Genomic DNA, 12382 nt, shown 5'->3' with positions numbered 1-12382 from the left:
GGTCTATTTCGCCCTCAGTAACACGCCGATCGCGCTGTTTTTCTCAATTTCCGCGCGGCCATAGGCGCAGAATGTTTCGGGTTTGCCGTAGTCGACGCCGTTCTGCGCCAGGAGCTTCTCCCCCTTGGCGCGCATCCGGGCCTTTTCGGCATCAGATTCGATGTAGTCGCGGATTTCCGCGTCCGAGTATCCCAGCGCGTTTGCCCGCGCTTTGAGCCGGCGCAACTCGCCCAGTCCCTTCAGGTAGCGGGGGGAAATTCCGTCGCAGTACTCCGAGACTTCCTTGGCAACGGCGACGGCAAACAGCGGGTCTTCGATTTCCTTCACGTCGCGCAGCGACGGTTTCGCCAGCGCCGCAGCAGGCAGGGCGATGCAAGTGGAAAGAACAACGGCAATCAGGGAACGCATGGCATGGGACTCCTTCAATTTCGAAGCCCCCATGCGCAGGCGCACAGCGCTGCTATTCAATAGCAGCCGGGCGGCAGGGCCCTGATATGCCGGAAATCCGCTCACGGGGTGCAGGTCCCCTGGAACACTGCGCGGCCATCGGTGATGGTCAGAGGGATTTCCTCGTTGCGCGGGTCGTTGGCCCAATCGATATCGGAGGAGCCATAGGTGGTCACACAGTATTTGGTGCCGCCATGAGCCGCCGCCTCGCGCGCGCCCTTGACCGACCGCTCGGCGCCCTTGATGTCGATCTGGAACACCGCTGGATCGGTCTTCTTGTCCACCGGCTTGGCCTTCGCCTTGAACGGCACGCCGTCATAGAGCTCGCGGTTCTTGTTTGTTGTGGAGGTGCCACAGGCCGAAACCAGCGCCAGCGCCGCCAGGCAGGCCGCAGGCACGGCCAAACGGTATGTCTTCATGATGCTCAAAATACTGCCGCCAATGCCAGGATCGCCAGACCTGCCATGCAGGCCCAGCCGATAACGTAGAAAACAGAGCGCGGGCCGCTGTGCGGTTTGCCGATGCCCTGGAGGTGGATGAAGACCATGATGATCCGGGACACCAGCGCCAGCGAGGCCAGCAGATTCACCCAGAACGGCGCCGCGCCCGCCAGAACGGCTGCAAGTGTCACGGTCAGGAAGGCGGGCAGCGTCTCGCAGCCGTTCAGGTAGGCCCGGTTCAGCCGGTAAGCCTTGCTCGCATAGTCCTGTTCAGGCGTGGCGCCCGGGGCCAGACCCGCTTTCTGCTTGGCCAGCGCCGAAAACGGCGACAGCGCCAGGGTGATCAGGGTAAAGACCACAAGCGCGGCCAGAGCGTGGGAATATGCGGCAAAAGCTTCCATGACTTACTCCGCGGCCATCGCGCCCATGCGGCCTGTTTTCTGCGCCCGGATGCGGTCTTCGATTTCCTCGCGGAAGTTCTTGATCAGGCCCTGGATCGGCCAGGCCGCCGCGTCGCCGAGGGCGCAGATGGTGTGGCCTTCAACCTGCTTGGTCACGTCCCACAGCATGTCGATCTCTTCCAGCTCGGCCTCGCCCTTCACAAGGCGGTCCATGACGCGCATCATCCAGCCGGTGCCTTCGCGGCAGGGGGTGCATTGGCCGCAGCTTTCGTGCTTGTAGAACTTGGACAGGCGCCAGATCGCCTTGATGATGTCGGTTTGCTTGTCCATCACGATCACCGCCGCAGTGCCGAGGCCGGACCCCAGCTCGCCGCGCAGGTAGTCAAAGTCCATGATCGCGTCGCGCATGTTCTCGCCGCGCACGCACGGCACCGAGGAGCCGCCGGGGATCACCGCCAGCAGGTTGTCCCAGCCGCCGCGGATGCCGCCGCAATGCTTCTCGATCAGCTCCTCGAAGGAGATGCTCATCGCCTCTTCAACCACGCAAGGGTTGTTGACGTGGCCGGAGATGGCAAACAGTTTGGTGCCTGCGTTGTTCTGGCGGCCGAAACCGGCGAACCAGTCGGCGCCGCGGCGCAGGATGGTCGGCACGACGGCAATGGATTCCACGTTGTTCACGGTGGTCGGGCAGCCGTAGAGGCCCGCGCCCGCCGGGAACGGCGGCTTCATCCGGGGCATGCCTTTTTTACCTTCCAGGCTCTCGATAAGTGCGGTTTCCTCGCCGCAGATATAGGCCCCCGCCCCGTGATGCAGGAAGACGTCGAAGTCCCAGCCGGAACCGGCTGCGTTCCTGCCCAGAAGCCCCTTGTCGTAGCATTCGTCGATTGCCGCCTGCAGCGCCTCGCGCTCGCGGATGTATTCGCCGCGCAGGTAGATGTAGCAGGTATGCGCGTTCATCGCGAAGGAGGCGATCAGCGCGCCCTCGATCAGCGTGTGCGGATCGTGGCGCATGATTTCCCGGTCCTTGCAGGTGCCGGGCTCGGATTCATCGGCGTTGATGACCAGATACGCCGGGCGGCCGTCGCTTTCCTTGGGCATGAAGGACCATTTCAGACCCGTGGGAAATCCGGCGCCGCCGCGGCCGCGCAGACCGCTGTCCTTCATGGTCTGAATGATCCAGTCACGGCCCTTTTCGATCAGCCCCGCAGTGCCATCCCATTGGCCGCGCGCCTTGGCGCCTGCCAGCGTGCGCTCGTGCATCCCGTAAAGGTTGGTAAAGATCCGGTCCTGATCCTTCAGCATGTGTGCCTACCTTTGGCTGTCCTGGCGCATGCGCCAGAGTTGAAATATGTTGACCAGGGCATAGATCATGCCCGCCAGCGCAGCGAAATCGAACAGCAGCGCATAGCGCCCAGGCAGCCCCAGCATGGGGCCGATGAATAGCGACAGCACCACCCATAGCGAAATGGTCCCGGCAATCACCAACGCGATATGCCGGCCTTTCGCTGCAATAGCCTGGTCCTGTTCCTTGCTCATGCGTTCCCTGTCACCAGAGCTGCGGCCCCTCCGGCCGCCGCCCGTCATTCGTCGTCTTGGTAAATGCCTTCCGCCTTGGCGCGTTTGGCAAACTCGGTCTCGTCGCCCACCTGCAGGCGCTTGGCTTGTTCAATCCAGCCGTCCCGCTCGATCCGGCCTTTGAACTGGAGCCGCGCGTCGACCCAGGCCACCTCGGCCTCTGTCCATTCGGCGATCTGCTCGAAATGGAAGATCCCCAGCCCGTTGAGCTTCTCTTCCAGTTTAGGGCCGACCCCCTTCAGCAGTTTCAGGTCATCCGGCAGGCCGCCCAGAGCCTCCTTCAGGATCACCGGCCGGCTTTCTTCGGCCGCGGCTTCCTGGGCCTTGGCCACTGTTTCCTGAGGCTTTGCGTCGGCTTCCTGAGGCTTTGCCGCAGCGCCTTCGGGTGAGGAGGGCTCGGCCGCAGCGGCCTTTTTCGGCGCGGCCTTGGCGGCTTCTTCAGCCTGTTTCGCTGCAGGTTTGGGCGCTTCCGGAGCCTTCGGCGGCGCATCCGCTGCGGCGCGGCCGGCGACAACGCCGTCCTTGCCGATCCACGGCGTCAGCAGCGGCACTTCATCGCCCTGGATGCGCTTGACGCCATCATGGAGGTCCACCGCCAGCTGCACAGAGGCATTGTATTGGGTCTTGCCGCTGTCGAAATCGGTCAGAGAGGTCAGGCCCGACTTCGGCTCCGCCGCATAACGGCCGTTCTGAGGGCCGGGCACCACTGGCTTGCCCGCGGCCAGGTCGTCCAGCAGCCTAGTGAAGCTTTCGACGGTCAGATCCTCGTAGTAGTCCTTGCCGATCTGAGCCATCGGGGCGTTTGTGCAGGCGCCCAGGCACTCCACCTCTTCCCAGGTGAACTTGCCGTCCGCCGACAGCGTGTGCGGCTTCTCGGCAATCTTTTCCTTGCAGACCGCAACCAGGTCCTCTGCCCCGCAGATCATGCAGGAGGTGGTGCCGCAGATCTGGATATTGGCAACGGAACCCGTCGGTTGCAGCTGAAACATGAAGTAGAAGGAGGCAACCTCCAGCACCCGGATATAGGCCATGCCGAGCATGTCGGCGATGGCTTCGATCGCGGGCTTGGTGACCCAGCCTTCCTGCTCCTGCGCGCGCCACAGCAGCGGGATGACCGCCGAGGCCTGGCGGCCCTCAGGGTATTTGGTGATCTGCGCCTCGGCCCAGGCCTGGTTGGCCGGGGTGAAGGCAAAGCTGTCGGGTTGTTCGGAATGCAGACGGCGAAGCATTAGCGGTCAATCTCTCCAAATACGACGTCCATGGTGCCGATGATGGCGGCGACGTCGGCCAGCTGGTGGCCCTTGGCAACGTGGTCCATCGCCTGCAGGTGCAGGAAGCCCGGCGCGCGGATCTTGGAGCGGTAAGGCTTGTTGGTGCCGTCCGCCACCAGATAGACGCCGAATTCGCCCTTGGGCGCCTCGACGGCGGCGTAAACCTCGCCCGCCGGGACGTGGAAACCTTCGGTGTACAACTTGAAGTGGTGGATCAGGCTTTCCATCGAGGTCTTCATGTCGCCGCGCTTGGGCGGGGACAGCTTGCCGCGGGCCAGCACGTCGCCGGTGGCTTCGCGCAGCTTTGCAATCGCCTGGCGGATGATCGAGGTCGACTGGCGCATCTCTTCCATCCGGCAGAGGTAGCGGTCGTAGCAGTCGCCGTTCTTGCCGACCGGGATCTGGAACTCGAACTCGTCATAGCATTCGTAGGGCTGCGCCCGGCGCAGGTCCCAGGCGAGGCCGGAGCCGCGCACCATGACGCCGGAGAAGCCGTATTGCTGGATCTCCTCCTCGGTCACCACACCGATATCGCAGTTGCGCTGCTTGAAGATGCGGTTTTCGGTCAGCAGGCCGTCTATGTCGTCCAGAACCTTCGGGAATTCCATCGCCCAGAGGTCGATATCGTCCAGCAGCTCGTCCGGAAGGTCCTGATGCACGCCGCCGGGGCGGAAGTAGGCCGCGTGCAGGCGCGCGCCGCAGGCCCGCTCGTAGAAGATCATCAGCTTTTCGCGTTCTTCAAAGCCCCAGAGCGGCGGAGTCAGCGCGCCGACATCCATTGCCTGCGTGGTGACGTTGAGGAGGTGGTTCAGCACCCGGCCGATTTCCGAATAGAGCACCCGGATCAGCTGGCCGCGGCGCGGCACCTCGGTGCCGGTGAGCTTCTCAATGGCCAGGCACCAAGCATGTTCCTGGTTCATCGGCGCCACGTAGTCGAGGCGGTCGAAATACGGCAGGTTCTGCAGGTAGGTGCGGCTTTCCATCAGCTTTTCAGTGCCGCGGTGCAGCAGGCCGATATGCGGGTCGCAGCGCTCGACGATCTCGCCGTCAAGTTCAAGCACCAGACGCAGAACCCCATGCGCCGCAGGGTGCTGCGGGCCGAAGTTGATGTTGAAGTTGCGGATCTTCTGCTCGCCGCTCAGCGCGTCAACGCTGCCGTCGTCAAATTTGGAGCCGTCCATCATTGCGCCCCCTCCTTCTCGTCGCCGGGCAGGATGTATTCGGCACCTTCCCAAGGGGACATGAAATCGAACTGGCGGTATTCCTGCACCAGCTTCACCGGCTCGTAGACCACGCGTTTCTGCGCCTCGTCATAGCGGACCTCGGTATAGCCGGTGGTCGGAAAATCCTTGCGCAGCGGGTAGCCGCGGAAGCCGTAGTCGGTCAGGATCCGGCGCAGGTCCGGGTGGCCGGAGAAAAGGATGCCGAACATGTCGTAGACTTCCCGCTCGAACCAGTTGGCCGAAGGATGCACGTCCACGACTGACGGCACCATCTCATCTTCGCGCACCGCGGCGCGCAGGCGGATGCGCTGGTTCCGGTACATCGACAGGAAGTGGTAGACCACATCGAACCGCTTGGCCCGGTCGGGGTAATCCACCGCGGTGATGTCCACCAGGGTTGAAAACTTGCAGTTCGGATCCGACCTGAGGAACTCCACCAGCCCGACGATATTGGCGGGTGCCACATCCACGTTCAGCTCATCAAAGGACACGTCCCAGGCCAAGACGCAATCGGGGCGCTTGGCTTCGATCTGGGCGCCCAGTTCTTTCAGTGTTTCGCTCATATTGTCTCCGCCCCTCCTCAGCGCACCAGGGTGCCGGTGCGGCGGATCTTGCGCTGCAGCTGCAGCAGGCCGTAAAGCAGCGCCTCAGCCGTCGGCGGACAGCCCGGCACATAGACGTCAACCGGCACAACCCGGTCGCAGCCCCGCACCACGGAATAGCTGTAGTGGTAGTAGCCGCCGCCATTGGCGCAGGAGCCCATCGAGATCACGTAGCGCGGCTCGGGCATCTGGTCGTAGACCTTGCGCAGGGCCGGCGCCATCTTGTTGGTGAGAGTACCCGCAACGATCATCACGTCCGACTGGCGCGGCGAGGCGCGCGGCGCGATGCCGAAGCGCTCGGCGTCGTAGCGCGGCATCGAGGTGTGCATCATCTCTACCGCGCAGCAGGCCAGACCGAAGGTCATCCAGTGCAAAGAGCCGGTGCGCGCCCAGTTGATGATATCCTCGGCCGACGTCAGCAGGAACCCCTTGTCCTGAAGCTCGGCATTGATGGCCCGGGTGACAACTTCCTTGTCCACGCCCGCCGTGTTGGGTCCGGTCATCACTGCCATTCCAGGGCCCCTTTCTTCCACTCATAGGCAAAGCCGATGGTCAGCACGCCCAGGAACACCATCATCGACCAGAAACCGAGGTCGCTAATGTCCTTGAAACCGACGGCCCAGGGAAACAGGAAGGCGATTTCAAGGTCGAAAATGATGAAGAGAATCGAAACCAGATAGAACCGGACATCGAACTTCATGCGGGCATCGTCAAAAGCGTTGAAGCCGCATTCATAGGCGCTGACCTTTTCCGGGTCCGGATTGCGGACCGCCAGCACCACTGCTGCCAGGATAAGGACCGTTCCCAGACCTGCCGCGACGGCCAGGAAGACCAGGATCGGCAGGTATTCCCTCAACATCTCTTCCAAGAGCAGCTCCTTTCCCCGGGCGGATTTCCGCGCGGCGTCAATTGGCGTGTTGATTTGGACTGTGCATACCCCCGCGCCCGGGGAGCGTCAACTGAAGCGACGTTAATCCACAGGGGTTTGGATAGAAAAAGCACTGTTGCAACACAGGGATAATTCCCAAGCGTTTTCATAAGAAAAGCGGCCGCAGGGAAACCCGCGGCCGCCGTGAAAACGTGAGTCAATGATGCCGTTTTTCAGCTTTGCCAGACCGGTTTGCGTTTTTCAAAGAACGCGGCGATGCCCTCGCCGGCTTCCGGCCCTTCCCAGCGCTCCACAAGCGCCTTGATTGTATGGTCGATCACGCTGTCATCCAGCCTCGGTCCCAGATCGCGGGCCAGCTTCTTGGCCGCCGCCACAGCGCCGGGGGCGCAGTTCAGATAGGGGGCGACCTCCGCCTCGACCGCCTCGGCCAGCCGGTCCGCAGGAACCGCCCTGGCCAGCAGCCCCAGCTCCACCGCTTCCCGCGCGCCGAACAGGCGGGCCGACATGAACACCCGGCGCGCCTTGGCTTCGCCCATTCGGGCGATCACATAGGGGCCGATGGTGGCGGGAATCAGCCCCAGCTTGGTCTCGGTCAGGCCCATCTTCAGATGATCCGCGCCAATCGCCACGTCGCAAACCGACGCCATTCCGACACCGCCGCCGAAGGCATTGCCCTGCACCGCGCCGATCAGCGGTTTCGGCAATGTGTTGAGCGCCATCAGCATCTCCGCCAGCACCCGCGCCTCGCGCGCGCGGCTGTCAGCATCCGCATCCATCTGCGCCCGCATCCAAGCAAGGTCGCCGCCCGCGCAAAAGCTCTTGCCGGCACCTGTCAGCACCACCACGCGCACGGTCTCGTCCTCCGCCAGCCGTTTCGCCGCCAGGGTCAGTTCCTGCAGCATCTGGCCGGACATGGCATTGTGCTTTTCCGCCCGGTTCAGAGTCAGGGTGCAGACGCCGCGGGCGTCGGTGTCCAGGGTGATCGTCTCGAACATCTTGTGTCTCCGCTGAAATCTTATTGCAGGCCGCGCATGGCCCGGGCCAGCGCCGCAGCTTCTTCCAAAACACCACCGTCCAAACCGGTGTCATACCCCAGTTCAGTCAGGCGCTTGTGCACCGCTTCCGTTGCCACATTGCCCGCCGCGCCCGGCGCATACGGGCAGCCGCCCAAACCGCCGGCGGCCGCATCGAACACCCGCACGCCCTGCGCCAGCGAAGCCTCGATATTGTCGAGCGCCCGGCCCGCGGTGTCGTGGTAGTGGCCTGCCAGCTGTAGGGCAGGCACCCGCGCGGTGACGGCCTGCAGCATCGCGGTGATCGCCTCCGGGGTGCCCTGCCCGATGGTGTCGCCCAGCGAGATCTCATAACAGCCGAGCGAGAACAGCCGTTCGGCCACCTGTGCCACCTTTTCAGGCGGGGTGGCCCCGTCATAGGGGCAGTCGGTCACGCAGGAAACATAGCCCCGGACCGGCAAGCCGATCTCTTTGGCTGCCTCCAAAATGGGCAGGAAGCGGGTGATGCTTTCCTCGATGGTGGCGTTGATGTTGGCCTTGGAAAACCCTTCGGAGGCCGAGGCAAAGACCGCAATCTCATCGGCCTTGGCCGCCACCGCGTCCTCATAACCGCGCATGTTGGGTGTCAGCGCCGCATAGCGCACGCCAGGCGCGCGGGTAATGCCTGCCAGCACCTCTGCGCTGCCCGCCATCTGCGGCACCCATTTGGGCGAAACGAAACTCGCCACCTCAATGCGCTTGAACCCGGCGCGGCTCAGGCAGTCGGTCAGCGCCACCTTTTCCGCCACCGGAATCTCGCGCTTTTCATTCTGCAGCCCGTCGCGCGGGCCAACCTCGAAGATTTCGGCAAATTCGCCCATGGAATGCCCTCCGGCTTCATCTTTCCAAAAATACTCAAACCGCAGCGGGGGCGGCAGGCGCGCCGCCCCGGACCCGGGTCAGCCGTCTTCTTCTTCCAGCCGCACCAGTGCTGCGCCAGCCTCGACCTGGTCGCCAGCCGCGGCCAGCACCTCGGCCACCACCCCGTCGCGGGCCGCCAGCAACGAGTGCTCCATCTTCATCGCTTCCAGAATGGCAAGGCGGTCACCCTCTTTCACCGCCTGGCCTGCTTCGGCAAAGACCGCCTTCACGAGGCCCGGCATCGGCGCTTCGATCACATTGCTGTCGCCGCCCGCGGCCGCGTCGCGGTCCAGCGGGTCAATTGCGGTGAACTCCAGACCGTAGGCATCATGCACGGTGATCAGGGTTCCCGACTGCGACACCGCGGGCATCCGGCGCTCATCAATGCGCCACTGGCCCTGGCTGCGTTCGGCCACGACAGTTTCACCGTCAATGGTCCAAAGCTGCCGGTCCGGCCCGTCCACCTGCACGTCAGCGGTGAACTCCTCGCCCGCATGGGAAAGGGTGACGGCCCGGTGCAAGGGCGCCCAAAGGGTAAAGCCGGTGTCCACCGCGGCTTCAACCAGATCCAGTGCCACCATGCCAGCCGCCGCCTTGTGGCGCAGCTCCACCACCGGCGCCGCGGTCAGAGCTTCCAGATCGCGAGCAATCAGGCCGGTGTCCACGTCGCCATTGGCAAACCCCTCATGCGCCGCCAATGCGCCAAGGAAGGCCAGGTTGGTGACGGTGCCGCCGACCTGGGTTTCCTCCAGCGCGCGGGCCAGCCGCGACAGCGCCACCTTGCGGGTGGAGCCATGCACGATCACCTTGGCGATCATCGGATCGTACCAGGGGCTGATCGTGTCCCCTGCCCGCACTCCGCTGTCGGCACGGGCCTCCGCCGGGAAGGACAGATGTGTCAGCGTGCCGGTTGCAGGCAGGAAGCCCTTGGGCACATCCTCCGCATAAAGCCGCGCCTCAAACGAATGGCCGGTGATGGTGAGGTCTTCCTGCTTGGCAGGCAGGCTCTCACCAGAGGCGACGCGCAACTGCCATTCCACCAGGTCGACGCCGGTGATCAGCTCCGTGACCGGATGCTCCACCTGCAGGCGGGTGTTCATTTCCATGAACCAGAACCCGTCGGTACGCAGCCCGTCAGAACCGTCGACGATGAACTCCACCGTGCCCGCGCCCTTGTAGCCGATGGCCTCGGCCGCGCGCACGCCGGCCTGTCCCATCGCCTCGCGCATTTCCGCAGTCATGCCCGGCGCAGGCGCCTCCTCGATCACTTTTTGATGGCGGCGCTGCAAGGAGCAGTCTCGCTCGAACAGATGCACCGCGGTCTCGCCGTCGCCGAAGACCTGAACCTCGATATGCCGCGGTTGCTGGATGTATTTCTCGATCAGCACATCCGGGTTGCCAAAGGCCGTGGTTGCCTCGCCCTGGGCGCTTCTCAGGGCGTCAGCAAATTCGGCGGGCTTTTCAACCAGCCGCATCCCCTTGCCGCCGCCGCCGGCAACCGCCTTGATCAGCACCGGATAGCCGATTTTCTCCGCCTCGCCGGCTAGGAACTCCGGGTCCTGGTTGCTGCCGTGGTAGCCGGGCACTACCGGCACACCGGCCTCGTCCATCAGCGCCTTGGCGGCGTCCTTGAGGCCCATCTTGCGAATGGCGTCAGCCGACGGCCCGATGAAGGTGAGGCCTGCGGCCTCCACCGCCTCGACGAATTTCGGGTTTTCCGACAGGAAGCCGTACCCCGGGTGAATCGCCTGGGCGCCGGTTTCCTTTGCGACGCGGATGATCTCGTCGCCCTTCAGATAGCTGTCCGCCGGGGCCGGCCCGCCGATATGCACGGCCTCATCCGCCAGTGCGACATGTTTGGAGGCAGCATCGGCGTCGGAGTAAACGGCCACGGTCCGCACCCCCATGGCACGGGCGGTTTCCATCACGCGGCAGGCAATCTCTCCGCGGTTGGCAATCAGGATTTTGTCAAACATGGGAGATCCTCACATCCGGAAGACGCCGAAGCGCGTGTCTTCGATCGGGGCATTCAGGGCGGCGCTCAGCGACAGGGCCAGCACGTCGCGGGATTTGCGCGGGTCGATAATGCCGTCATCCCAGAGGCGGGCGGAGGCATAAAGCGGGTGGCTCTGCTCCTCGAACATCTCGATGGTGGGGCGCTTGAACTCCGCTTCCTCCTCGGTGCTCCAGCTGCCGCCCTGGCGTTCGATGGCGTCGCGTTTCACGGTTGCCAGCACGCCCGCGGCCTGCTCGCCGCCCATCACCGAGATGCGGGAATTCGGCCAGGTCCACAGGAAGCGCGGGGAGTAGGCGCGGCCCGACATGCCGTAGTTGCCGGCCCCGAAGGAGCCGCCGACCAGCATCGTCACTTTTGGCACATTGGTGGTCGCCACCGCCGTCACCATCTTGGCACCGTGGCGGGCGATGCCCTCGTTCTCGTATTTGCGGCCAACCATGAAGCCGGTGATGTTCTGCAGGAACACCAGCGGGATCTTGCGCTGGCTGCACAGCTCCACGAAATGCGCGCCTTTCTGGGCGGCCTCGGAGAACAGCACCCCGTTGTTGGCGATGATGCCTATGGGGCAGCCCTTGAGGTGGGCAAAGCCGGTCACCAGGGTTTCGCCGAAGCGCGGCTTGAACTCATCAAAGCGGGAGCCGTCAACCAGACGCGCGATCACTTCGCGGATGTCATAGGGCGTGCGCAGGTCGCCGGGCACCACGCCGAGGATCTCTTCGGGGTCGTAAGCAGGCTCTTCCGGGCTGGCCCAGTTCACCGTCAGCGGTTTGGTTATGTTGAGCGACTGCACCGCGCGCCGGGCCAGCGCCAGCGCGTGGGCGTCATCCTCGGCCAGGTAGTCGGCCACGCCGGAGAGGCGTGTGTGAACATCGCCGCCTCCCAGGTCCTCGGCGCTGACGACTTCACCCGTGGCAGCCTTCACCAGCGGCGGGCCGGCCAGGAAGATGGTGCCCTGCTCCTTCACGATGATGGTGACATCGGACATCGCCGGCACATAGGCGCCGCCCGCGGTGCAGGAGCCCATGACGACCGCGATTTGCGGGATGCCCTTGGCCGACATCCGGGCCTGGTTGTAGAAAATGCGCCCGAAATGGTCGCGGTCGGGGAAGACCTCGTCCTGGTTGGGCAGGTTGGCGCCGCCGCTGTCGACCAGATAGATGCAGGGGAGACGGTTTTCCTCCGCAATCTCCTGCGCGCGCAGGTGTTTCTTCACGGTCATCGGGTAATAGGTGCCGCCCTTCACGGTGGCGTCATTGCAGACCACCATGACCTCCTGCCCGTGCACCCGGCCGATGCCTGCGATCACGCCCGCTGCGGGCGCGGCACCGTCATACATGGCATGCGCCGCGGTGGCGCCGATCTCCAGGAACGGAGAGCCAGGATCCAGAAGGTTCGCCACCCGGCGGCGCGGCAGCATCTTGCCGCGGCTTTCGTGCCGGGCGCGGGATTTCTCGCCGCCGCCCATTCGCGCGGCCTCTGCCGCCTCGCTGATCTGCGCGAGGGCGTCCAGATGCGCCTCGCGGTTCTGCTTGAAGCCTTCCGAGGAGGGCATCGCCTTGGATGTGAGTTTCATGTCCACTCTCCCGTTATAGGGTTGAGATCTT

At 64.2% G+C, this 12382-nt stretch carries 14 protein-coding genes; all 14 read right to left on the bottom strand.

Features of this window, described 5'->3' with window-relative positions; genetic code table 11:
* Nucleotides 1-3: 3 nt before the first annotated feature.
* The 14 genes from KUV26_RS00190 to KUV26_RS00125 all read right to left on the bottom strand — a co-directional run bounded on the left by KUV26_RS00190 (nt 4) and on the right by KUV26_RS00125 (nt 12351).
* Entirely contained in the window at nt 4-408 is a 405-nt protein-coding gene (locus KUV26_RS00190; RefSeq protein ID WP_222506942.1) for a DUF5333 domain-containing protein, read from the bottom strand.
* A 101-nt stretch (nt 409-509) separates the two neighbouring features.
* On the bottom strand, nt 510-866 hold the full coding sequence (locus KUV26_RS00185; RefSeq protein WP_222506941.1) for a hypothetical protein: 357 nt from the start codon (nt 864-866) through the stop codon (nt 510-512).
* A 5-nt stretch (nt 867-871) separates the two neighbouring features.
* Nucleotides 872-1288 carry an MAPEG family protein gene (locus KUV26_RS00180; protein WP_222506940.1) on the bottom strand — a complete coding sequence of 139 codons (417 nt, stop codon included), beginning with the start codon at nt 1286-1288 and terminating at the stop codon, nt 872-874.
* Between the two features lie 3 nt (nt 1289-1291).
* On the bottom strand, nt 1292-2590 hold the full coding sequence (gene nuoF / locus KUV26_RS00175) for an NADH-quinone oxidoreductase subunit NuoF (RefSeq protein ID WP_222506939.1): 1299 nt from the start codon (nt 2588-2590) through the stop codon (nt 1292-1294).
* A gap of 6 nt (nt 2591-2596) precedes the next feature.
* Nucleotides 2597-2824 carry a DUF5337 domain-containing protein gene (locus KUV26_RS00170; protein ID WP_222502127.1) on the bottom strand — a complete coding sequence of 76 codons (228 nt, stop codon included), beginning with the start codon at nt 2822-2824 and terminating at the stop codon, nt 2597-2599.
* 44 nt (nt 2825-2868) lie between these two features.
* A complete protein-coding gene (locus tag KUV26_RS00165) occupies nt 2869-4092 on the bottom strand; it encodes an NADH-quinone oxidoreductase subunit E (RefSeq protein WP_222506938.1) in 1224 nt (407 codons plus the stop codon).
* Complete coding sequence (locus KUV26_RS00160) at nt 4092-5315, bottom strand: NADH-quinone oxidoreductase subunit D (RefSeq protein WP_222507487.1); 1224 nt, start codon at nt 5313-5315, stop codon at nt 4092-4094. The genes KUV26_RS00165 and KUV26_RS00160 overlap by 1 nt, the downstream gene beginning before the upstream one ends.
* Nucleotides 5315-5920 carry an NADH-quinone oxidoreductase subunit C gene (locus tag KUV26_RS00155; RefSeq protein WP_222506937.1) on the bottom strand — a complete coding sequence of 202 codons (606 nt, stop codon included), beginning with the start codon at nt 5918-5920 and terminating at the stop codon, nt 5315-5317. Before KUV26_RS00155 ends, KUV26_RS00160 begins: the two co-directional genes overlap by 1 nt.
* Nucleotides 5921-5937: 17 nt before the next feature.
* Entirely contained in the window at nt 5938-6471 is a 534-nt protein-coding gene (locus KUV26_RS00150) for an NADH-quinone oxidoreductase subunit B family protein (protein ID WP_315900042.1), read from the bottom strand.
* Nucleotides 6462-6827 (bottom strand): NADH-quinone oxidoreductase subunit A, encoded by a 366-nt coding sequence (locus KUV26_RS00145; protein ID WP_222502123.1) that lies wholly within the window; start codon nt 6825-6827, stop codon nt 6462-6464. The genes KUV26_RS00150 and KUV26_RS00145 overlap by 10 nt, the downstream gene beginning before the upstream one ends.
* A gap of 233 nt (nt 6828-7060) precedes the next feature.
* The gene (locus KUV26_RS00140) at nt 7061-7843 is read right to left on the bottom strand and encodes a crotonase/enoyl-CoA hydratase family protein (protein ID WP_222502122.1); all 783 of its coding nucleotides are present in this window, start codon (nt 7841-7843) and stop codon (nt 7061-7063) included.
* 20 nt (nt 7844-7863) lie between these two features.
* The gene (locus KUV26_RS00135; RefSeq protein WP_222506936.1) at nt 7864-8721 is read right to left on the bottom strand and encodes a hydroxymethylglutaryl-CoA lyase; all 858 of its coding nucleotides are present in this window, start codon (nt 8719-8721) and stop codon (nt 7864-7866) included.
* A 78-nt stretch (nt 8722-8799) separates the two neighbouring features.
* Nucleotides 8800-10737 (bottom strand): acetyl/propionyl/methylcrotonyl-CoA carboxylase subunit alpha, encoded by a 1938-nt coding sequence (locus KUV26_RS00130; RefSeq protein ID WP_222506935.1) that lies wholly within the window; start codon nt 10735-10737, stop codon nt 8800-8802.
* 9 nt (nt 10738-10746) lie between these two features.
* Nucleotides 10747-12351 (bottom strand): carboxyl transferase domain-containing protein, encoded by a 1605-nt coding sequence (locus tag KUV26_RS00125; protein ID WP_222506934.1) that lies wholly within the window; start codon nt 12349-12351, stop codon nt 10747-10749.
* Nucleotides 12352-12382 lie beyond the last annotated feature (31 nt).

It is taken from the genome of Leisingera daeponensis (assembly GCF_019801465.1).
GTDB lineage: Bacteria > Pseudomonadota > Alphaproteobacteria > Rhodobacterales > Rhodobacteraceae > Leisingera > Leisingera daeponensis_A.
The sequence above is the reverse complement of the archived record's forward strand: the minus strand, read 5'-3'. Positions and strand labels throughout refer to the sequence as shown.